General features: G+C 58.1%; 20 protein-coding genes, 1 tRNA gene and 2 rRNA genes (1 of these 23 cut by a window edge). 7 read left to right on the top strand and 16 right to left on the bottom strand.

The window, feature by feature from the left end:
• Positions 1-91 precede the first annotated feature (91 nt).
• The 7 genes from JJ917_14030 to JJ917_14000 are packed head-to-tail and all read left to right on the top strand — an operon-like array spanning position 92 to position 6,489.
• Positions 92-1,048, top strand: coding sequence for a sugar ABC transporter permease (locus tag JJ917_14030; protein ID MBO6699940.1), 957 nt, complete (start codon positions 92-94; stop codon positions 1,046-1,048).
• Complete coding sequence (locus JJ917_14025) at positions 1,048-1,911, top strand: carbohydrate ABC transporter permease (protein MBO6699939.1); 864 nt, start codon at positions 1,048-1,050, stop codon at positions 1,909-1,911. The genes JJ917_14030 and JJ917_14025 overlap by 1 nt, the downstream gene beginning before the upstream one ends.
• 9 nt (positions 1,912-1,920) lie before the next feature.
• Entirely contained in the window at positions 1,921-3,015 is a 1,095-nt protein-coding gene (locus JJ917_14020) for an ABC transporter ATP-binding protein (protein ID MBO6699938.1), read from the top strand.
• A complete protein-coding gene (locus JJ917_14015; protein MBO6699937.1) occupies positions 3,012-3,707 on the top strand; it encodes an RraA family protein in 696 nt (231 codons plus the stop codon). Before JJ917_14020 ends, JJ917_14015 begins: the two co-directional genes overlap by 4 nt.
• A gap of 9 nt (positions 3,708-3,716) precedes the next feature.
• Complete coding sequence (locus JJ917_14010) at positions 3,717-4,682, top strand: 3-phosphoglycerate dehydrogenase (protein ID MBO6699936.1); 966 nt, start codon at positions 3,717-3,719, stop codon at positions 4,680-4,682.
• Between the two features lie 2 nt (positions 4,683-4,684).
• Complete coding sequence (locus JJ917_14005) at positions 4,685-5,494, top strand: amidohydrolase family protein (protein MBO6699935.1); 810 nt, start codon at positions 4,685-4,687, stop codon at positions 5,492-5,494.
• On the top strand, positions 5,482-6,489 hold the full coding sequence (locus JJ917_14000; GenBank protein ID MBO6699934.1) for a Gfo/Idh/MocA family oxidoreductase: 1,008 nt from the start codon (positions 5,482-5,484) through the stop codon (positions 6,487-6,489). Before JJ917_14005 ends, JJ917_14000 begins: the two co-directional genes overlap by 13 nt.
• Here the strand turns inward: JJ917_14000 and JJ917_13995 are convergent.
• The 16 genes from JJ917_13995 to JJ917_13920 form a co-directional block, all read right to left on the bottom strand.
• Positions 6,482-7,171, bottom strand: a complete 690-nt coding sequence (locus JJ917_13995) for a GntR family transcriptional regulator (GenBank protein ID MBO6699933.1) — start codon at positions 7,169-7,171, stop codon at positions 6,482-6,484. The genes JJ917_14000 and JJ917_13995 overlap by 8 nt on opposite strands.
• 218 nt (positions 7,172-7,389) lie before the next feature.
• A complete protein-coding gene (locus JJ917_13990) occupies positions 7,390-7,680 on the bottom strand; it encodes an antibiotic biosynthesis monooxygenase (GenBank protein ID MBO6699932.1) in 291 nt (96 codons plus the stop codon).
• 9 nt (positions 7,681-7,689) lie between these two features.
• Positions 7,690-8,628 (bottom strand): alpha/beta hydrolase, encoded by a 939-nt coding sequence (locus JJ917_13985; protein ID MBO6699931.1) that lies wholly within the window; start codon positions 8,626-8,628, stop codon positions 7,690-7,692.
• Entirely contained in the window at positions 8,625-9,665 is a 1,041-nt protein-coding gene (locus JJ917_13980; protein MBO6699930.1) for an ATP-binding cassette domain-containing protein, read from the bottom strand. Before JJ917_13980 ends, JJ917_13985 begins: the two co-directional genes overlap by 4 nt.
• Entirely contained in the window at positions 9,662-10,684 is a 1,023-nt protein-coding gene (locus JJ917_13975; GenBank protein ID MBO6699929.1) for an ABC transporter ATP-binding protein, read from the bottom strand. The genes JJ917_13980 and JJ917_13975 overlap by 4 nt, the downstream gene beginning before the upstream one ends.
• Entirely contained in the window at positions 10,677-11,819 is a 1,143-nt protein-coding gene (locus JJ917_13970; protein MBO6699928.1) for an ABC transporter permease, read from the bottom strand. The genes JJ917_13975 and JJ917_13970 overlap by 8 nt, the downstream gene beginning before the upstream one ends.
• Positions 11,812-12,792 carry an ABC transporter permease gene (locus JJ917_13965; protein MBO6699927.1) on the bottom strand — a complete coding sequence of 327 codons (981 nt, stop codon included), beginning with the start codon at positions 12,790-12,792 and terminating at the stop codon, positions 11,812-11,814. Before JJ917_13965 ends, JJ917_13970 begins: the two co-directional genes overlap by 8 nt.
• A 66-nt stretch (positions 12,793-12,858) precedes the next feature.
• A complete protein-coding gene (locus JJ917_13960) occupies positions 12,859-14,748 on the bottom strand; it encodes an ABC transporter substrate-binding protein (protein MBO6699926.1) in 1,890 nt (629 codons plus the stop codon).
• A 318-nt stretch (positions 14,749-15,066) separates the two neighbouring features.
• Positions 15,067-15,143: transfer RNA gene (locus JJ917_13955), tRNA-Met, on the bottom strand.
• Positions 15,144-15,290: 147 nt separating this feature from the next.
• Entirely contained in the window at positions 15,291-16,055 is a 765-nt protein-coding gene (locus tag JJ917_13950; GenBank protein ID MBO6699925.1) for a glycosyltransferase family 2 protein, read from the bottom strand.
• Positions 16,056-16,145: 90 nt separating this feature from the next.
• Positions 16,146-16,514 (bottom strand): DUF5368 domain-containing protein, encoded by a 369-nt coding sequence (locus tag JJ917_13945; protein MBO6699924.1) that lies wholly within the window; start codon positions 16,512-16,514, stop codon positions 16,146-16,148.
• A 13-nt stretch (positions 16,515-16,527) separates the two neighbouring features.
• Positions 16,528-17,844 carry an FAD-dependent oxidoreductase gene (locus tag JJ917_13940; GenBank protein ID MBO6699923.1) on the bottom strand — a complete coding sequence of 439 codons (1,317 nt, stop codon included), beginning with the start codon at positions 17,842-17,844 and terminating at the stop codon, positions 16,528-16,530.
• A gap of 250 nt (positions 17,845-18,094) precedes the next feature.
• Positions 18,095-18,505, bottom strand: a complete 411-nt coding sequence (locus tag JJ917_13935) for a universal stress protein (GenBank protein ID MBO6699922.1) — start codon at positions 18,503-18,505, stop codon at positions 18,095-18,097.
• 117 nt (positions 18,506-18,622) lie between these two features.
• Positions 18,623-19,669 (bottom strand): hypothetical protein, encoded by a 1,047-nt coding sequence (locus tag JJ917_13930; protein ID MBO6699921.1) that lies wholly within the window; start codon positions 19,667-19,669, stop codon positions 18,623-18,625.
• A gap of 672 nt (positions 19,670-20,341) precedes the next feature.
• Positions 20,342-20,456 (bottom strand): 5S ribosomal RNA (gene rrf, locus JJ917_13925).
• A 104-nt stretch (positions 20,457-20,560) separates the two neighbouring features.
• Positions 20,561-21,570 (bottom strand): 23S ribosomal RNA (locus tag JJ917_13920); it runs 1,705 nt beyond the window's last position.

Raw genomic sequence — 21,570 nt, 5'->3', positions numbered from 1 at the left:
CCGGTTGCATCAAGATTGCGGTGCAGCCGGGCAAGTCTCTCCCCATGATGACGTACCCAAGCACCCTTTCCCTGGCGAAAGACCCGACCTGATGTCTGCTGTAGATAGGCCCGATAAGAATGCCGGTGGCACAAAGCACAGCGCCAAGACGGTCAAGGTGCGCGATCACGCCAACCCGGCCTCAGCCATCGCGATGTTTCTTCTCCCGGCTTTGCTTGTCTACGCGGCGCTGACGGCGTTGCCCGTGTTTCGAACCTTCTACAACTCAACGCATCTGGTTGTGCCGAACCGCGCAGCCGAATGGGTGGGCTTCACCCACTACATTGACCTTTGGACCGACCGCATCTTCTGGAAGGCCGTCGGCAACACCCTCACTTGGGCGGGGGCTGCCCCGCTGCTTGAGGTGTCGATTGCAACCATCCTGGCACTGGCGCTCTACGCCAAGGTGCCCTTCGCCCGATTCCTACGAGTCGCCTGGTTCACGCCGGTTCTGATGTCCTACGTCGTGGTCGGCATCTTATGGATGTGGATCTACAATTTCGAGTGGGGCGCGCTGAACACGTTTCTGCGTTTTGTCGGTCTGGGTGACCTCGCGCAAGCATGGCTCGCACAGCCAGACACCGCTTTGCCGTCGCTGATCGCGGTCACCACCTGGATGTGGACGGGCTTCAACATGGTGGTCATTTTGGCCGCCATGTCCTCGCTGCCCTCTGAAGTTCTTGAGGCAGCCGAACTCGACAATTGTGGGTGGTTCGCCAAGCTCTGGTTCGTGATCCTTCCGCTGATCCGGCCAACGCTGTTGAACCTGATCGTGCTCTCCTTCATCGGCAAAATGAAGATCTTCGATCTTGTCTGGGTTACCACGCAGGGCAACCCGCTTTGGGCAACCGAAACGGTCTCCACTTACGTCTACAAACGTGCCTTTCAGTGGAACACCTTTGACCTAGGCTACCCGTCAGCCATTGCCGTGATCTGGTTTGTGATCGTCATGATCGGCGTGCTGGGTCTCACCGTCCTCTTCAAGCAGCGCGACAAGGTAGAGTACTGATGAGCGCGTCAGTTCTCCCCACGCCTGCCAATCAGCAGAGGACGGTCAGCCGTCTGCGCAATCTTGCGCTGATCATCGGCCTGGCGCTCTACACGGCTTATGCAGCTGGGCCGTTTGCGTGGGTGGCGTTGATGTCGCTGCGCACCACGACAGAGATCGCCGCCGATCCCTATGCGCTGCCCTGGCCGATGCATTGGGACAAGTTCCTGTCAGCCTGGGTGGACAGCAATTACGATGTCTACTTTCTCAACTCGGTGACCATCGTTTTGTCGGCGGTGGCGATCCTAACCGTCGTCGGCGGCATGGCAGCGCACTGCTTTGCCCGGTACAAATTCCGCTTCAAAGGTGCCCTCTACTTCCTGATCTTTTCCACCATTATCTTCCCACCGCAGGTGACGGTGATCGGCCTTTTTCAGATCCTGGTGGAGTATGGGCTGTTCAACAATCGCTTCGGTCTGGTGCTGGTTTATGTGTCCATCCAGATGCCGATCACGATCTACATTCTGGAGGCCTTTTTCGCGCGGATTCCCAACGATTTGTTCGACGCCGCGCGCATGGATGGCTACTCCGAATGGGAGATCTTCTGGAAGATTTCTTTCCCCGTGGCGCTCCCCGCCATCTCCACCACCATCATCTTGAACACCATCCTGTTGTGGAACGAATTCCTCTACGCCGTCGTCCTCATCTCCGACGATGACAAACGCACTCTGCCGCTGGGCGTCCTACGCTTCATGGGCGACCAGCTGGAGGACGTTGGTATGCTCGCCACCGGGCTGATGATCGCCATCGTGCCGGTCGTTCTCATCTACATCTTCTTCTCCGAACGGCTGATCCAAGGCATGACAGCCGGCGCGGTCAAATAGGAAGTCTCTATGGCCGTCGTCACCCTTGAAAACATCTGCAAGAGCTATGTCGCCGGAGAGGAGCGCGCCGTCGATGACGTCTCACTCACCATCCAAGATGGCGAGTTCATGGTTTTGCTGGGGCCGTCAGGTTGCGGCAAATCCACCACGCTTCGGATGATCGCCGGGCTGGAGTCGATCACATCGGGCACCTTGTCCATCGATGATGAACCGATGAATGCTGTGCCCGCGAAAAACCGCGACATCGCCATGGTGTTCCAGTCCTACGCGCTCTATCCGCATATGACGGTGCGCGACAATCTTGGGTTTGGACTGAAGCGCCGGAAAATCCCCAAAGCTGAAGTCGCCCGACGGGTCGAAGCGGTCGCCGAGTCCATCGGTTTGAGCGACTATCTTGAGCGCAAACCGCACGCGCTCTCCGGAGGTCAACGCCAACGCGTCGCCCTCGGCAGAGCCATTGTGCGCGATCCAAAAGTGTTCCTGTTCGACGAGCCGCTTTCCAACCTGGACGCGGCCTTGCGGGTTTCGACGCGAGCGGAACTTGTCCGCCTGCATCGCGAGCTATCGGCCACGATGATCTACGTCACACACGACCAAGTGGAAGCCATGACCATGGGCGACCGGGTTTGCATCATGAGCAAAGGCGAGGTCGCGCAGGTCGGCACGCCGATGGACGTCTACCTCAACCCAGCCTCCACCTTTGTCGCCTCATTCCTCGGCAATCCGCCCATGAACCTTCTGCCATGCGTTGCTGATGAAGCCGGCGTGACCGTGGCGGGTCGGCATTGGACTGGTGACACCTATGGTTCGGCGGCGGGCACCGATCTGGTGTTCGGCATTCGTCCCGAAGATCTCGTTCACCTGGAAAGCGAAAACGGCGCTGATTTCTCCGGCGAGATTTTGTCGGTGGAACCGTTGGGCGCTGAAACACTGATCTACGTTCAGACCCAAGCCCATGATCAGCCACTAATCGTGCGCGAAGGCCGCGCGACGACCGCCAAACTCTGTGAGACCATTCATCTTGCCTGCAAACCGGGGATGGTGCGCCTGTTTGACGCCCAAACCGGTCTTGCTCTGACACCCCCGACCGGAGAAACACCATGAGCACCGCTGATGTCTTGAAGGCAGCGCGAACGATCAACCGCGCCAGTGCTGAGGATTGCCAGGCGTTCGACGGTACCATGGTTGGCAATGTGGTCGACGCGTTGGGCCGTGTCGGCGCGTTGGACCCTGCCGTCAAACCAGTCACGGCGGCGAAAACCTTTGTTGGCTCTGCGCTCACCGTAGATGCCGGACCGCGCGATAACCTCGCCCCCTGGGCTGCGCTGCGCTTGGCCAAACCGGGTGATATTTTGATGATCGCCACCGGAGGGCACATGGCTGCATCGGTTGCCGGCGATCTGCTCATGGGCATGGCCAAGAACGCAGGCGTTCGCGCCATCGTCACCGATGGTGTGGTGCGTGATTTGTCGGGCGCTGATGCGGTTGGCATTCCAATCTTTGCGGCGGGCATCAGCCCCAACTCACCGCAAAAAAATGGCCCCGGGTCGGTGGGGCTCCCCGTCGTGGTAGGTGGCGTCGCCGTGCGATCCGGCGACATTGTGTGCGGTGATGAGGACGGAGTGGTTGTGATCCCATCAGACCGTATCGAAGACGCCAAGGCAGAGCTGATCACCGTGCAGAAAAAAGAAGCTGGAATGGAAAAGGCGGTGCAGGCCGGAGCCACTGCGCCCGCTTGGCTCGCAGACGAACCGCTCGATGCCATTTTCACCTTTGTCGACAGCAACAGCCAATAGGGCAAAACTATGGGTGAGCCGCTTACGATCTTCTACAACAGTTTCGGGTCGCCGGACATGTATCAGATGATCCGTGGGCATCTCGGCCCTGGCATGGCTTTGGTGACATTGGACAGCGATGATGATGCTGAGCGCCGTGAAAAAATCGCCCACTGTGAGGTTGCCATCGTCGCCGCCAAACCGTTGACGGCACCTACCATCGAAGCTGGATCCAAGCTCAAACTCGTTCACCATCAAGGCGTCGGTTATCACGATACCATTGATATGCGGGCGCTGAGCGAACGCGCGCTGCCGCTAGCTCTGACGCCGGATGGCACAACCATTTCCGTGGCAGAGCACACAGTGATGCTTGCCCTCGCGGCAGCACGACGCGCGGCCTTTGCCGATGCCGAGCTGCGCCAGGGACGGTGGCACATCAACGCACTGCGGCCAGTATCAATCGAGCTTTTCGGCAAAACGGTTGGCTACATTGGGTTTGGTCGGATCGGCCAAGAAACTGCCAAGCGGTTTGCTGCTTTTGGCACCCGTGGATACTATTTCGACCCCGCCGCAGTGGTGCACAATGATATCAATTTGGCAGAGCCAAGAGACATTGATTGGATCATCGAACATGCTGACATCCTTTCACTCCACCTGCCGCTCACCGAGGCAACCCGCCACCTGATCAATGCCGAGGTCATCGGTCGCATGAAGCAAGATGCTATCCTCATCAACACAGCGCGCGGCGGTATTGTGGATGACCAAGCCCTCGTTGCCGCGCTCACCTCAGGCAAGCTGTTGGCGGCAGGCCTCGACGTTTTTGAGGGGGAACCCATCGGCCAAAATCACCCTTTGTGCGCCCTTCCGAACGTGGTGCTAACGCCGCACATTTCCGCCGGTACGCGCGATGCGCTTTCTCAAAAAATGGCCGCACTGTTTGCCAATGTGGCCCGCTTTCAGCGCGGCGAACCACTAAAAAATCAAGTGAGCTACTGACGTTGAGCGGGAACGCGCCTGCCATCGACACGCAGGTTCATCTCATCGATCCGCAGAGATTCCCGTTTCCCGAGCCACCCGTCGGATATGTGCCGAACTCAGATGAAGTCGGTACACTTGCTTCGCTGACCCAAACCCTGAATTTACACGGGGTTGAACAGGCTGTTCTTGTGTCAGCCAGCGTTTACGGGTCCGACAATCGCATTTTGATCGAGGCCATAGACCGCCATCCAGATCGCTTTCGCACCATCGTGACGGCGACCACCAAACGTGAGTTGCGAGACATTGCCGAGATATCGGGCGTCGTCGGCGCACGCCTCAACCTGGTGGATGGAAAAACCAATCCGAATGGTGACGCTGGGCTCGCCGAGCAAATCGTTGATGCCGATCTCATCCTTCAGCTTCAAGCGGCGCCTGCGATGACCCACCAACTGCTCGATACGATGGAGAGGCCAGACGCTGAGGTGATTCTGGATCATTTTGGCCGAGCCGATCTTGCGAAAGACACAGGCGATTTCGATAACCTTCTAGCACTTTCACAAAGACCCAACACCTACCTCAAAGCATCGGCAACTTTCCGTTTGAACCACAGTCCCATTCCCGGCGTGAGCGATGAACAAGGCCAAAGACAATTGATCGAAGCGTTCGGTCGCGAGCGCATCTTGTGGGGCTCCGACTGGCCTTTCATCAACTTTGCCGGACCCAAGCCGACCTACGAAGCCACGCTAAACACATTGACCTCGCTCACGGGTGCGGATTGGCAGACTGCCGCTGACGCAAACGCTCGAAGATTGTTCGGGTGGCCATTGTGAACGGCGAATTGCGTGTTGGACTTGTCGGCGCAGGCATGGTCGCCGAGCACCATGTGAAAGCATGGCAAGCCTGCCAAGGTGCGCGGTTGGTCGCGATTGCTGATCCTGACAGACAAAGAGCAGAGACCCGAGCCAGACAGGCGGGCGGGCTGCCAGCTTTCACCGACCTGAAAGACATGGCGTCCCATCTCCACCTCGATGCGGTGGACATCGTCGCGCCTGTCGGCCTGCACGCGACATTGATCCAACAGGCTGCTGATCTCGGACTGCACATGCTTTGTCAAAAACCTTTAGTCGCCAGCGCGCAGGAGGGCGATGCATTGCTTGCTGGCCTTCCTGACGCCTCTGCTTCGCCGCGTGTGATGGTGCATGAAAACTGGCGCTGGCGCGCGCCCTACCAGGCTCTCAAGTCTCTCAACATGGAAGGGGCCAAAAGCTTCAAAATGCGCGTGGAGAGCGCAGGTCTCCTGAAGGATACGTCGAGCAATTACCCAGCTCTAAAACGCCAGCCCTTCTTCGCCGACCTAGATCGTCTCTTGGTGTTCGAGGTGCTCATCCATCACCTCGACACGCTTGCCTTTTTGTTCGGCCCTCTGAGCATTCAAAGCGCAGAGCTATCGCGCCGGTGCCCTGATATCCGAGGCGAAGACTTTGCGTGTATCGATCTGATGGCTGGTGGTGTGAAAGGAACGCTCACTGGCGATTTCTGTGTTGAAGGCGCCCAGCCACTGCCCACAGACATGCTGATAGTGAGCGGGCCAACAGACGTGTCCATCGATGGATGGAGCCTCGCCGTGGCGAACCAACCCACCCAGAAATGGCCAGCCGAAACGGCGTATCAAGACAGCTACACAGCGACGATCCAGCACTTTGTGGATGCGCTGGCATCTGGCGAGCCGTTCGCCACACCGGCAAAAACCGGCGTGGAACTTTTACGACATGTCGAGCACATTTATCGACTGGCAAATTGGCACGCCAAAAGCACCATCAAATAGGGCGCAGGTGGCGCCCCTGCTCTTGAAGATATTTGTCGCGCGACGGTTCGATATGCTCCACACAGAGCTTAAGCAACGTCTCGCGGTCGCCAGCTTCTGCTGCTTCTATGATGGCCAGATGCTCGCGCTCAGCCTGCGCCAAAAGTCCCGGGTCCCCAATCCGGTAGGAGCGGATCGCATGCGTCATCCAGGCATGGTGGCGAATGCTTTCAGCGAGGTACCGGTTCTGGCATTGGTCAAACAGGACGTCGTGGAACATGTTGTTCTGCTTGATCACGTCAGCCAGATCACCCTCGGCGATCGCCCGCCGGTGCGCCTCATAGACCTCGCGAAGATCGGCGATCACCTCAGCCGGCAGCGGCAATGTCATGCGATCAACGGCCATGGTGTGTAGCAGAGCGCGAAACTGATAGAGCTCGTTGACCTCTTCGGGCGTGTACTCACGCACCACCGCGCCGCGATTGGGGCGGCGATCCACTAGGCCAAGGCGTTCCATTTCGGTCAGTGCTGAGCGAATGACATGCCGCTTGGCACCGAATTGAGCCATCAGTTCATCTTCAATCAACCGCTCACGTGGGCGCAAACGGCCAAGAACAACGTCCAGCTCCAAGGCTTTGACGACCTCGTCGGACGTTGGGCTGGAACTGGGGGACCGTTCAGCACGCTGAGCGTTGGGGTTCATAGTCTGACCTCGAAATCAAACGCATTTTGGATAAAAGCGTCAGCATTGTCGGTGTTGATTTACGCCTCTGCCTATTTTGCATTGTGGCAGTGGTTGCTTTCAACTTTCCCATCGTGACCATGACCTGTCCAGTCATTCGATCGAAACAACTGGAAAGATACGCCGCCTAAATTGGTAGGCATCAGGCTCGGTCTGCACTCCAAACAGGGCATCGTCGCTCAGCCCTGGGTCAACAGCATCGTTTCGACGCTCTTGGTCGCGACCATATCGGCAACCGCCTCGTCAAACCGTCGGAAATGCCCGCTCTCCAGATGAAGATCGAAGGCCGCGCGGTTGTCGTAGATCTCATAGAGAAAAATCGCATTGCGATCATTCTCCAGTTCACAAACATCGAACCGGCGACACGCTGGTTCCAGAGCCAAGGAGTTGCGCGCCTGAGCACGCATTAACGCGCTGAACGCTTCGCGGTGCTCGGGTTTGATCTGGAACCGTACAGTAACGACGTACATGACCGGCCTCTATCGTCGCGCGTGTTGGATTAGAAACTGAGACATATCGGCCAGTGATTTGCCCGCTGCATCCAACCGTTTCACATAATGCAAAAAACCATGAACAACGCCGTCATCGGTTTGCATCGTGTGGGCGACGTTGCTGTCGCGCAGTCTCTCCGCCAGCCAGCAGGAATCATCCAACAGCGGGTCAAGCGCAGCCGCGCCGATAAAGGCTGGAGGGAGCCCTTCGAACCGCTGACCGGAGAGGTCACCAAACGACACATCATCCCGGTCGCCCAAGTAAAGCAACCAAAAGAGACGCATCCGTGCGCTGGTCAGTCCAAAGCGACCATCACCAAACCTTTGATGGGATGGCGTATCGGTTTGATTGCGAAAACAGCCATACATCAGCACCAGTGCCGACACCCGATCGAGAAAACCATCGTCGCGCAACTGAAGCGCTGCCGCTAAGACGAGATTGGCGCCTGCACTGTCACCAGCGAGGATCAATGGACGCTGTGTCCGCCGGACAAATGCCACGACGTCATCCATCGGAGCCGGACAGGGATGCTCTGGCGCCTGTCGCGGATGCAGAGCGATGACCCTTCGTGATGTGATTTCAGCCATCGCGACGCAGATGGCGCGGTGCGTGTCGAGATTGCAGATTGACCACCCGCCACCGTGCACGAACAGAATATCAGTGCCGGTGGTCAGTGCTGGCGTGTAGGTCCGCATCGGCCGCTTATGGCCACCAAGTGTCACATCCTCGAACGCCACCGCCAGGCCATCGGGTAGATCGACATCATTCCAAACGCGCTTGGATTGCACTGATGCCTGGCGAAGCTGTTCGATATCTTCAGTGGGTGGGATCGATACTTCGTCGTTCAGGATTGCCTGCATCTGAGGGTCAACCCAAGGCCGTCCAGATGTGCGTGCCGCATCTTCTTGAGGAATCGAGCTGGTCACGACAGTTCCAACGCCGCGACGCCCTGTAGCTCAAGTTGGTCACTGCGATGACAAGCAACGGCGCCACTCCCCGTCGCAATCGCCTTCAGCTCAGGGCGCCGCGCGCGACACTGGTCTACGTCGTAAGCACAGCGCGGATGAAACGCACAGCCTGGTGGGCGATTGGCTGGATCGGCGATCTCCCCGGGAGCAAGCGTGCGCGTCTGCAAAGTGCCTGGCACCAGCGATGGCGCAGCGTTCATGAGCGTCTCGACATAAGGGTGAGTGGGGCGGCTGAACAAACGGTCGGTTGGGCCGGTTTCCACCACGCGCCCGGAATACATCACCATGACCCGATCGCAGAGATGTTGCACCACGCCTAGGTCGTGAGAGATGAACAGATACGTCAGACCGAGCTCGGTCTTCAGACGGTCTAGAAGGTTGAGAATTTGCGCTTGCACCGAAACGTCAAGCGCCGACACTGGCTCATCGGCCACCAGTATCTCCGGCTTCAAAGCCAGCGCACGCGCCAAGCCAATACGCTGGCGCTGCCCTCCTGAGAAGGCGTGCGGAAACCGATCCATCAGCTGTGGATTCAGACCCACCATGTCGAGCAGGTCTGCCACCTCTTTGCGCAGCTCCCCACCAACTAGCCCAGTGTTGACGTAAAGCGGCTCACCAACAATCTGCGCTACGGACATGCGAGGATTGAGTGACGAAAACGGGTCCTGAAACACCATTTGGACGCGCCGCCGTGCACGTTTCAGACCATCGCGATCCAGCGACGCCAGATTGACCGGGCCTCCTGCCTTGTCGTCATGCAGCCAAATCTCGCCCGCGCTTGGCGCGATGGCGGTCACGACCATGCGGGCGAGCGTAGACTTGCCGCAACCGGATTCACCGACAATGCCTAGAACTTCACCGCGTTTCACCGAGAAGCTGACATCCTCGACCGCGTTGAAACTGCGCACCACGCGCCGTAACGGGCCTTTGCGAATGTCAAAGCCGCGAGTCAGGCCCTGAACCTCGAGCAAGGGTTTCTCTCTCGCCAAACTCATTGGACAAGCGCCTCACGAGCATCGCTGTGGAGAAAACACCGCACACTGCGATCATGATCCATGGCAGCAAGTCCAGGCACGGCTCGCTCACAGCGCCCTGCCATCGCCTCATCACAGCGAGGGTGGAAGGCGCACCCAGAAACCACTTCGCCGGGGCCTGGAACAGCACCTCGGATGGGCGTGAACGCCCCCTCGCGGCGAACACCAAGCAGCGGCACCGAACGCAACAACCCGCGTGTGTAGGGATGCATCGGGTTGGCGAGCAGATCACGTGTTGGAGCGGCTTCCACCACGCGGCCCATATACATCACCGCCACAGCGTCGCAGGCTTGCGCGACCACGCCGAGATTATGCGTGATCAGCATGATGGCCATGCCGGTCTCGCGTTGAAGGTCGGCCACCAGTTGCAAAATTTGCGCTTGGATCGTCACGTCAAGCGCCGTGGTTGGTTCATCAGCGATCAAAATCTCAGGATCACACGCCAGCGCCATTGCGATCATGGCTCGCTGCCGCATGCCACCCGAAAGCTGAAAGGGATAGGCATCCAATTTGGAACGTGGGTCGGGAATCCCGACGCGCTCAAGCAGATTGCCGGCTCGCTGGCGCGCGTCGGCCTGACTCACAGTCCTGTGCAAACGAATGGCCTCAACGATCTGGCTACCAACCGTGTGGACCGGGCTGAAGGACGTCATCGGCTCCTGAAACACCATGGCAATCCGATCACCACGTAGACTGCGAATGGCCCGTCCATCTGCCGGCAACGCGGTCAGATCAATGTCGCCATTATGCTCGTGGAACAGGATACGCCCGCCTGTGATTTGCCCAGGCTCGGGCGTGATCCCCAGGATAGCTCGCGCGGTCATGCTCTTGCCGCAGCCACTTTCGCCCACAACACCCAGCGTCTGCCCATGACGCAGTGTTAGTTCAACGCCGTTGACCACCTCAACTGCGCCATGTCGCGTCGGAAAAGAGACGGTGAGGTCGCGGATCGACAGAACCGGTTGACCGATCTCAAACATGGTGATTGTGCGGGTCCGCCGCATCACGAAGGCCGTCACCGACGAAGTTGAAGGCAAGCACGGTCAAGATGACGAACACGCCGGGCAACAGCAGCCAGGGGTAAAGCGCAACCGAATGAATGTTTTGTGCTTCCTGCATCAGGACACCCCAGCTGATCACGGGTGCGCGCAGCCCTATGCCCAAGAACGACAATGCCGTTTCCGCTAGGATCATGGCAGGGATGGCGAGGCTGGCGGATGCGATGATGTGGCTGTAGACGCTGGGCACCATGTGCCGCGTGATGATCCGCCACTGACTGCAATTGGAGAGCCGGGCGGCCATAACAAACTCTTCTTCCCGTAGCGCGAGGAACCGACCGCGCACCTCACGTGCCATGCCGGTCCAGCCAATGGCGCTCAAGATGAGCGTGATGGCGAAATAGACCGTGATCGGCGACCACCAGGTTGGCAGCGCCGCGCTGAGCGCCATCCAGAGCGGAAGCGAAGGAATAGCGATCGCCACTTCGGTCAGCCGCTGCACCACATTATCGACCCAGCCGCCGAAATAGCCCGCCGCACCGCCTATGAGCACGCCGAGCACCAAGCTGATCGCAACGCCCAACATGCCAACCGTCAGCGACACCCGCGCGCCATGCATGATGCGCGAAAGCGTGTCGCGGCCGAGCCGATCCGTACCGAGCGGATACCAAACGCCCTCAGCCGTTCCGAACAAATGCCGATCCCAAGGAACGAGACCCCAAAAGACGTAGCTGTCGCCGCTGGCGAACAACGTCAATTTCAACCGGGTGTCGGTGTCGAACGTCCATGTCCGCGTGCCGGTGGCGATATCGAAACTACGCTCCATTGGATAGACAAAAGGACGTAGGTGAAAATTGCCGTCAGCATCGACCAGACGCGGCATCTGCGGCGGCGCGTACTGGTAGGCGGCATTCACCTTGCCTGGATCATGAGGCGCCAAAAACTCGGCGAAACCCGCCATCAGAAAAGCACCGATGATGAAGTAGAGCCCCAGCATCGCAAGCTTGTGCTTGCGAAAACGCAGCCGAAAGAGTTGCCCCTGAGAGAGGTCTTCGATGGCCTTCTGACCGGATTGCTCTCGGCCAGCGGCGCTTGCAGGGTGCGCTGCATCAGTCATAGCGGATCCGAGGATCAAGCCAGGCGAGCAGCACATCAGAAACTACCGTCCCGATCACCACTAGCACGCTCAAAAGCATGATGATGGAGCCGGCCAAATACATATCTTGGCTCATTAGAGCCCGCAGTAGCAGCGGCCCAGCGGTCGGCAGATTGAGCACGACACTGACAATGGCTTCGCCCGAAATCAGCGTCGGCAAGATCCAGCCAATGGTGCTGACGAAAGGGTTGAGGGCAAGACGAAGCGGATAACGCGGCAGCAGTTGCGCCCAGCTCAGACCTTTGGCACGCGCTGTTTCTACATAGGGTTTGCGCAGTTCATCCAACATGTTGGCGCGCATCACGCGGATAAGGCCGGCTGTGCCGGCCGTGGCAATCACGACGATGGGTATCCAGATACGGGTGAGAAAATCGAGAAACTTGCCCCAGCCCCACGGCGCATCGCGGTACTCTGGCGAAAACAATCCACCGACAGAAAAGCCGAGCACATCAAAGGAAAACCACATCAACACCAGCGCTAGCATGAAGTTGGGAGTGGCAAGGCCGATATAGCCCAGCACCTGCGCGGCATAGTCGCCAGCTGAATACTGCCGAACCGCTGAGTAGACACCGACAGGAATGGCGATCAACCAAATCAACGCCAAAGACGAGACCGACAGAGCCAACGTCATGCCCAACCTATCCCAAACCAACTGGCTGACCGGTTGCCCCCACTCAAACGACCACCCGAAATCGCCGCGCAGCATGTTGGTGAACCAGGACCAGAATTGAACGTGCCAAGGATCGTCCAAGCCAAACCGCAGACGCAGGGCATCGATACGGGCGTGGTCGATGTTGCCGCCTTCGGCCATGCGCGCCATCATCGTTGTCAGATAGTCACCAGGTGGCAACTGAATGATGATGAACGTGAGCACCGCGACGATGAACAAGACAATCGCCATGTTCATCAGCCGCGTGAGGGTGAAGGTCAGCACGCTGGAGGTCCTTGTCGGCCGCGCCGGTTAAGTGGGCCGGCACATGCCGACCCACTCTTGATGCTTCTACTGGCTGAAGTACCAGCTTTCCGGGTGGAAAACACCGGGCGCTTCCAGGCTGTCGCCGAAAGCATCAGGGATGTTGCGCAGCGCCGTGTTGGCCACCGCGAACTCCGGAGGGCGCGGCGCAATGCCGAGGACCCAGAGGTTGTCGGCAGCAATGGCGATGATCTCACGCATCAACTCGGCCTGGCGATCTGGGTCGCCGGAGACGAGCACCTCATCAAACAGCTCCATCGCCCGGCGCATGTCGCCCTCCGGTTCGCGACCGCTTTGGCCGCCTGATACGCGCCACTCGGCGTAATCCATCGCCCAGGTGGAGTTGGTATCCATGCTGTAGGGAAGATAGGTGCCTGGGTCGAAGAGCACATGGTTGGTTGTGCCACCGAGCGCCGACCAGAGCCACACATCGAAATCGCGGGCGAGACGCCGTTCTTGATGAAGTTCGCGGCTTTGAACCGATACGGTTGTCTGAATGCCAACCTCGCTCCAATAGCGCGCCACCTGTTCCGACGCATCGATGCGGTTTTGACGGCCAGCCGGAGCCTGGATCACCAAACGAATGGGCTCACCATCAGGGCGCAGACGAATTCCGTTGGCATTGCGTTCCGTCAGACCGAGCTCATCGAGCATCGCGTTCGCAAGCTCAGGGTCGAACGAGATCGCCGCGTTGGTCAGGTTTTCGTCATAGAAAGGCGTGTTCTCGAAGGGCGAAGGTTGCCTTGGCGAAGTGATGCCAAAATGTACAAGCTCTACAATTGTCTGCCGGTCGATCGCATGCGACATCGCCTTGCGGAAGTCAGCCTGGTGGAACAGCTCGTTCAAGAATGCGTCGCCATGGCTGAGGTTAAAATAGTAGGCCGCGAAAGCTGAAACCGGCGAGGAAACCTCGATCAGGCGATAGCTTCCCCGGTCTTCGTTCTCACGGAACATGGACAGTTGGTCGAGCGGCGCGACGTCCTTGAGTTGCCAGTCGAAGGCACCGTCAAGCGCCATGAGGTTCAGAACCTGCGCGTCCTGCACCAGTTGGATTTCTACGCGGTCGATATAGGGCAGCTGATTGCCGTCACTATCCACCTTCCAATAATACGGGTTGCGCTCATAGGCGACGCGATCAAGGCCATCGCCAAAGGGCTCGACCAAGACCCAGGGGCGCAGAACAGGACGATCTGGGTTGAGCAGCGCGTTCTGACGCAATTCCCAAAGTTCGGTCCAAGTGGAGAGGCCAGCTTCAGCAATGCTCGCATCCAAGTCGGCGCCATCGGCGTGGTCGATATGGAACTGGCTGAGGTAATGTGCGGGCACCGGCACATCAACGGCGTTCCAGCGCGCAGCCTGCAATTGAAACAAGGCGTTGGGCTGATTGAATGTGACGGTGACGTTGTAGGGACCATCCGACGTAAAGACACCGACCTCACCATCGGTTGAAATCCAATCCGGCGGCGTTGGTGTTATCCGCGTGTCCGTCAAAACGCTCTCATACCAGAACATGAAGTCATCGGCGGTCAACAACTCGCCATCCGACCAGCGCATGCCCTCGCGCAATGTCAGCGTGTAGGCCGACGCATCGGCACTGGCCTCGATTCTCTCAACGATGTTTGGCACCACCGACCCATCGGGCGTCAGGCGCGTGATCCCTTCGTACGCGACGAAGTTCAGATAGGCTTCATCCGCGCCGCGCGCATCGCCAAAACGCCACGTTCCACCGTAATCACCGACGCTATCGAGAGGCTCGATCACAAAGGGATCGGTCGGCAACCGTTCTTCAAGAGCTGGCAGGCTCCCGTCGGCGACCGACGCTGCAAGCTCCGGCGCCTCATTGTTGGCGTAGGCAGGCAAAGTGACGGCTAGCCCGACGGCAAGCGATCCGCAAACGGCGGCAATTTTCATGTGCATGCAATCCTCCCATACTGCGGCTTTGCGCCACTTATTTCCAAAGCATGGCAGAGTGATTTCACTTTATCAATATTTTTTTCAATATTATTTTTGATGATACAAAAACTTAGCCCCTTAGCAGATCAGCGACGGTTTCTCATTGGAGTGGTCGCCGTGGGCGTCGGGCCTGGTCAACAGTGTATGCTGGGTTTGCCGTACAGAAACCGCAAACTCCCAAGCGGGTGCCAGCTCACATCCACGGCCGCGGCATAGTCTAGGGCGGCGCCAAAACCGGAATTCAAGCGTGACTTTGAGTTTCTGAGAAAACTGTTCAGAGAATGGTTGCGGGGGCAGGATTTGAACCTGCGACCTTCAGGTTATGAGCCTGACGAGCTACCGGGCTGCTCCACCCCGCGACACGGCACGACGACCAGTCCTAGGACCTATCTTCCTGTTCGTGCGAGACGCTGATGTACGAGCCTTGGGCCGGGATTACAAGGGGGCAAGAGCGTGATTTGTGACAGTTTTTTGGCGCTGGTAGCCACTCGCATGCCAGCCATGCGTTAGGCGCCTTGATTGTCCTTCTGCTCGAGGGCCTTAGCAATCCTAAGGGTTCGAAGGAACGCCGTGTTGAGCGCAAAAACAAAGCCCTTCCAGCCACCCAGCCAGTGCCCACGCAAGATATAATTGCGCAGGAACTGCAACGGCATTTCGGTGAGCAGACGGAGCATCAACATCCAGCGCGGTTTGGCGGCAATCTTGCCGATCTCATGGCTAGTGAACCTGTTGGCCTTGTCCACCATGTGAAACCAACTGGTGATCGAATGGTGATGGATCGGCGCGGCAAGCTGACCCGGCATTACCCCCTCTTGCAGCACGACACGGTCATACACCGGATCGTCGCGATAGCGTCCGGCATCACGATGGTAGAGCCGAACGACATTGTAGTCATTGGCGAATGGACGGGGTTTGGTATCGCCTGGGTAGAGGTTAAGAATGCGAACTTTGGAGGCCCCAGGCGCAGGTTCACCGGATGCGAACAAGGCGCTCAGCTCGTCATGCAAAGCTGGGGTTACGACCTCATCCGCATCGAGATTGAGAAGCCAGTTGTGGCGGCACTGGTCTTCGGCGAAGCGTTTTTGTGCGCCATAGCCGCTCCAATCGCGGTGAAAAACCCGCGCGCCCTTGGCCTCGGCGATTGCGACCGTGCCATCGTCGGATCCGCTATCAACAACGACAATATCGTCGCTGAGACCCACGACCGCATCAAGCACTTGACCGAGGCGTGCCTCTTCATTGCGGGTAATCAGAAAGATGGAAAACGGCATCGGGGCACTCGGCGAACGTCTACCCCTATGTCCTGCAGTTCACCTGAGATTGCAATCACTCGCTGTGGTGCTGATTAGCGCCCAGAGATCCTAGGGCGCCTCGCCACCCGCCGTCCTTCGGCTGCCGATGAGCGCTTCAAGGGTGTAGACCAAGATCGCCATGCCGACTGCGCCAAGAACGGCAATGCCGAGAAGCACGACAATGTCGACTGGCCCGCCTATATCGGCGAAGGATGAATCCGTCACGGCCTGCACGAACAACACCGCCGCGACGGCGCCGACGGGCATCGACAGCTGCGCCAACAGAAATTTCCGCCAGCTCACCGAGCGGTCCCGTATCAAGACGAACAGATAAGCAGCTGTGATCAGAGCGGCGACGACAACCATCGCCCAAAACAGGCCGCGGCCAAAGATCTCCTCAAACACGGCGATCATGGTTCCAAATGTCAGTTCTTTCATCCGTCAGCCCTCCCTAAGCGCGGCCGCGCAGCATCGCGTTGTAGGTGGCCTTCAGCGCCACCTCCTTCATCAACCAGCTGATCCAAAGCTCTTCCAGCGGCGCGATCACGCCGGGGAACGAGGGAACCAGATTGTTGCCATAGTCGAACTCAATCAGCATCGCCCGCCCAACACGCGTGATAAGCGGGCAGGATGTGTAACCATCATAGAGCTCGGTTCCGTCCTCACCGGAGATCGCAGCAACCAGATGATCTTCAACCACCGGCACCTGCCATTTCACGCTGGCCGCCGTCTTGCCTTTGGGAACACCGGCAATATCGCCAACCGCAAAGATGTCGTCATACCGGCGATGTCGCAGAGTTTGGGGATCAACCTCAACCCAGCCCTGATCAACCCAACGATCGGCCCAGGAGAGACCGGACTGGCGGATGAATTCCGGCGCCCGTTGCGGCGGGATAACGTGGAGATAATCGTACGCCATCTCCGCGTCTCCGCTCGATGTTGCAAACGTGGCGCGCTTACGCCCCGCATCGACGGATTTTAGCGTGTAGCCATGGACGGCGGCAATGTCGCGATGCTCGAACAACATGCGCACTTTTTCCGCCACGATGGGCACACCGAACAGCGAGCCCTGCGGCGCGGCGTAGACCATGTTCATTCGGCTGCGGGTGCCCGCACGGTCGCCAATGTCCTCGATCAGGAACGTGTGCTTCAGCGGCGCACCCGCGCATTTCATTTCAGTCGCCGGGCGGGTGAAAAGGCCGGTGCCGCCTTCTTCGGTGAAGCGCTGGGCCGCCTGCCAGGTTCGGGCGGCGTACTCGGGGCCAGCGTAAAGAGCACCGATGCCGTTTTCGCCGACCATATCCAGCGAGAACCCTTCAATGGCGTCGTGATCGAGAACCAAGCCGGGCGCCAACACCAACCAATCATAGTCGAGTGTTTGGCCACCTTCGGTCGAAACGGTTTTGGCTTCGGCATCGACCGCCGCCACGGCCTCCGCAATCAATGTCACGCCATTGGGAAGCCAATCGGTTGTCTGCGAAACGACGTAGTCAGCAGGTTTCAAACCTGCCGCAACCAGCGTCAGACCAGGCTGGTAAAGGTGTTGTGGCCGCGGATCGATAATAGTGATCGTCGCGCCATCAAGGCGACGCGACAGGCGATTGGCCAGCGCGGTGCCGGCCGCACCGGCACCAACGATAACGATGCGGGCATTGGTTGAGATCGGCGCGGTTTGCGTTGAACCGGCAGCCGGCCAGGCGAGCCCTCCCAGGCCCGTCATTGCACCGGCAAGCGCCGTGGCGCTCAAAAATTGTCGTCTGTCCAACATCTGGCTATCTCCTCCCGAATGGTCGCCGCACGGCTCTGCGAACTCAGTGCCCAACTGTTTGCGGTGGTTGCGGCACTGAGTGCACACACAGGGTCAGGGTGACGGTGACCTAGTCACCAAACCCGATCCGACTTCGGTACTAAGGGAGGACACGCATGCAGCGGCTGATCAGGATCAACTGGCGGCAAGGGAGGCGTTGAAGGCACGCCAAACTGCCCCGCTTTGGAGCGATCACGCATCTAGACCTCTGTCATCGCATGACATGGACCGTGCAGGTCGCGTGCCGCACAACGCGCGATGCCGTCGAGCCCAGGAAATAGTCCTGGATGCCCGGCCGGTGCGAGGCGATGACGATGCAATCCATTTCCTGCTCACGCGCGAACTCCAAAATAGTGGAGGCGGCGTGACCCCAGATAACGACCGTCTTCGCGGTCGCATCCACTTCTTTGGCCATCAGGTCTAGTTTGGTTTCCGCGGCCTCGCGGTTTTGGTCAAAAACGCTCTGCGGGATGTAGGTGGACGCATAACTAGGAATGTCCTCAATCACGTGCAGCAGCGTGATGGTGCCGCCTGGCTCAAGGAGTGCGCGTGCCGTTTCGATGGCCGGTCCCGATCGACCGCTGTGATCCAAGGCGATGGGCACGAGAATAGAACTGTACATGGCGAAACCTCCCTGTTTGAGGCCACCATCGTGCATGTGTTCACTGCCCTCGCACTGATGTTGATCAGCACCCTTGGCGAGGCGTGTAGCGATGAGGCGCTGAATGCCCGCCGGTTTCTAAGGAGTGGTTGCCACGCAGCTGGCGTTTTCGATCTCCGCGAAAAAAGTCGCCTCGCCCAGGAACAGCCGCTGATAGAGCTCATCAGTCAAAAAACACTGCTCGGCTCGAACCACTTCATCTGCTGAAAGGCGGGCCAAGGTGATCGGCAAAAGCTCCGATACACGTGATCGCTCCACGGGCAAGGGTTGCGCGTCATCATGCTCCGGCCACGTGGCCTCAGCGCGCAAGAGCAGCATATGGAGGATGTCACCAGGCAGATCGAGACTGTTGAGTTCGAGTGCCAACTCAACGAGCAAAACGCCGGCTGGGCCGTAGTTTGGGTGCCCCGGACCTGTTGCCATCTCTATGAGCTGCCAAAAATTGTAGTCACGGCGGCCATGCAGCGTATTTCGTCCTGAAAACCAGGATTGATGGTGAAGAAACGGACGAACAAGCGTTCGCGTACCGGTCACCGCCTCACTGTGGCGCGAGATTAGAGCAGATAGCGTTCGGGCATCATGAGCATAGAGGCAGGTCGCAAGGGCAGGAAAGTGTTCTTCAAACAGTCGCCGTCTCATGTTGCGATCAAAGGAGCTATCATGGCGAAAGCCTGCAAGAAACGGTCTAACGTCGGTCAGTTGGTCCCAAACCAAACGCTCCGCCAATCGGCAGTCTCCTACTTGGATTGCAGCATCATACAGAGCTTCAGCAGTCGCATTAAATGAAAAGAAGAGCTCAGTTTTTCTAACCTCAGCTGCGATCTCACCCAGCAAAGTATCAAGAACAGAAGGACTAACATTGGCGTAGCGATTGAGTTCGTTCGCCATGTTTTCCATACCCTCACGCAGGAACGGGCGGGTGGGAAAATAGTGAAACGGGTCGTTATCCGGCTTTGTCTCATAACCATCTGTGATGACGACGGTTTCGGCATGAAGCGGAGCAAAGCCCAAAGACACCGGCAAGCACAGCAATGCGACACAAAGTGCGATCACATAAAGGGAATTGAACAGGAACCGTTTGAGAGACGACCGCCAACAAACACCGTCATCCTGAGTGTTTCCCATTGATACAGCCTTCGATTTTGGCCGCTTACTTATCACAATTGTTGGCCAGAAGAGCGTCGCGGCTGCTTGCGCAGTTGTTCATCGATAGACTGCCATGCGTCACGCTCTACTGACAACGCTTGCCTTCCTTTTGCAATTCCTGCTCCTTGTCTCGGATATTGTCACGCAAAGCGACGATCGCTGCTCCAATTGTGGCTGCTCGCAATGACTGAGCGATGGCCCAGGCTGCGGGATGCCTCAGCGCAAGTCCGGTGGCACTCCCAGCCGCCCGATCTGCCGCTTCGAGAATCCGCAAGTCAACGTAAAGTTGCTGAAGTTCACCGGGTACCTGCTGCACGCGGTTATGTAGATCAATCTACTCTCGATCGGCTATCGGTCGTTCACGATTGAGACGACTGATATTGTCCTGAATGATCGCACACGCCCTGCTGGTCGACATTGTTCCGACCCTTCTCTCGATGACGCAGATCGAGGATCGGGTACTCGTGGGGGCAGGGGCATAGATGGGAGATTTATCACCGAGGATTTGACGAGGCCCCGGACACGCAGAGCAGCTGTTTACCGCGCAAGAGCCAGAAGATTCCTAGGACATGCCCAAACAAAAAAACCGCCCTGGCGAACCAGAGCGGGTTTTAAGAAATAGTGGTGAGACGATGACCCCATTCTTTGCAGGCCTGGCAACGACCTACTCTCCCGTGCCTTAAGACAAAGTACCATCGGCGCTAGGGAGTTTCACGTCCGAGTTCGGGATGGGATCGGGTGCAGGCTCCCTGCTCAAGCCACCAGGCCGGCAAAGAATGGGGATGTGATTTTGGTCTAAACCTAGCGGTGAGCTAGGACCTGTTCAGTGAGGTGCTTGCAAGGCAAGCGCATGTGTATGGTGTAATGAGAGCAATCAAGCCAATCGAGCAATTAGTACTGGTAAGCTTCATGCATTGCTGCACGTCCACACCCAGCCTATCAACGTGGTCGTCTTCCACGGCTCTCAAGGGAATACTGGTTTTGAGGCTGGTTTCCCGCTTAGATGCCTTCAGCGGTTATCCGTTCCAAACATAGCTACCCTGCAATGCGGCTGGCGCCACAACAGGTCCACCAGAGGTCTGTCCATCCCGGTCCTCTCGTACTAGGGACAGATCCTCGCAATATTCCTACACCCACGGCAGATAGGGACCGAACTGTCTCACGACGTTCTAAACCCAGCTCACGTACCGCTTTAATTGGCGAACAGCCAAACCCTTGGGACCTGCTCCAGCCCCAGGATGCGATGAGCCGACATCGAGGTGCCAAACAACGCCGTCGATATGGACTCTTGGGCGTCATCAGCCTGTTATCCCCGGAGTACCTTTTATCCGTTGAGCGATGGCCCTTCCACACGGGACCACCGGATCACTATGACCGTCTTTCGACTCTGCTCGACTTGTCAGTCTCGCAGTCAGGCAGGCTTATGCCATTGCACTCAACGACCGATTTCCGACCGGTCTGAGCCTACCTTCGCGCGCCTCCGTTACTCTTTGGGAGGCGACCGCCCCAGTCAAACTACCCACCACACACTGTCCCGGGCGTTGTTGCGCCGCGGTTAGACAATCATGACTTCAAGGGTGGTATTTCAAGGATGACTCCAGAACAGCTGGCGCTGCCTTTCATAGTCTACCACCTATCCTACACATGACGACACAATTGCCAGTGTGAAGCTATAGTAAAGGTTCACGGGGTCTTTCCGTCTGACCGCAGGAACCCCGCATCTTCACGGGGAATTCAATTTCACTGAGTCTATGCTGGAGACAGCGGGGAAGTCGTTACGCCATTCGTGCAGGTCGGAACTTACCCGACAAGGAATTTCGCTACCTTAGGACCGTTATAGTTACGGCCGCCGTTTACCGGGGCTTCAATTCGCGGCTTGC

The sequence above is a fragment of the Hyphomicrobiales bacterium genome, assembly GCA_017642935.1.
Classification (GTDB): Bacteria; Pseudomonadota; Alphaproteobacteria; order Rhizobiales; family MH13; genus MH13.
This window is presented reverse-complemented; position numbering and strand designations above follow the sequence as displayed.

Coding starts and splice junctions, on each gene's coding strand:
- JJ917_13950 (MBO6699925.1), bottom strand. CDS start 16,055: ATGCCGTTTTCCATCTTTCTGATTACCCGCAATGAAGAGGCACGCCTC.
- JJ917_13940 (MBO6699923.1), bottom strand. CDS start 17,844: ATGTTGGACAGACGACAATTTTTGAGCGCCACGGCGCTTGCCGGTGCA.
- JJ917_13975 (MBO6699929.1), bottom strand. CDS start 10,684: ATGTTTGAGATCGGTCAACCGGTTCTGTCGATCCGCGACCTCACCGTC.
- JJ917_13930 (MBO6699921.1), bottom strand. CDS start 19,669: ATGGGAAACACTCAGGATGACGGTGTTTGTTGGCGGTCGTCTCTCAAA.
- JJ917_13970 (MBO6699928.1), bottom strand. CDS start 11,819: ATGACTGATGCAGCGCACCCTGCAAGCGCCGCTGGCCGAGAGCAATCC.
- JJ917_13995 (MBO6699933.1), bottom strand. CDS start 7,171: ATGAACCCCAACGCTCAGCGTGCTGAACGGTCCCCCAGTTCCAGCCCA.
- JJ917_13960 (MBO6699926.1), bottom strand. CDS start 14,748: ATGCACATGAAAATTGCCGCCGTTTGCGGATCGCTTGCCGTCGGGCTA.
- JJ917_13980 (MBO6699930.1), bottom strand. CDS start 9,665: ATGAGTTTGGCGAGAGAGAAACCCTTGCTCGAGGTTCAGGGCCTGACT.
- JJ917_13945 (MBO6699924.1), bottom strand. CDS start 16,514: ATGAAAGAACTGACATTTGGAACCATGATCGCCGTGTTTGAGGAGATC.
- JJ917_14020 (MBO6699938.1), top strand. CDS start 1,921: ATGGCCGTCGTCACCCTTGAAAACATCTGCAAGAGCTATGTCGCCGGA.
- JJ917_13935 (MBO6699922.1), bottom strand. CDS start 18,505: ATGTACAGTTCTATTCTCGTGCCCATCGCCTTGGATCACAGCGGTCGA.
- JJ917_14030 (MBO6699940.1), top strand. CDS start 92: ATGTCTGCTGTAGATAGGCCCGATAAGAATGCCGGTGGCACAAAGCAC.
- JJ917_14010 (MBO6699936.1), top strand. CDS start 3,717: ATGGGTGAGCCGCTTACGATCTTCTACAACAGTTTCGGGTCGCCGGAC.
- JJ917_13990 (MBO6699932.1), bottom strand. CDS start 7,680: ATGTACGTCGTTACTGTACGGTTCCAGATCAAACCCGAGCACCGCGAA.
- JJ917_14015 (MBO6699937.1), top strand. CDS start 3,012: ATGAGCACCGCTGATGTCTTGAAGGCAGCGCGAACGATCAACCGCGCC.
- JJ917_14025 (MBO6699939.1), top strand. CDS start 1,048: ATGAGCGCGTCAGTTCTCCCCACGCCTGCCAATCAGCAGAGGACGGTC.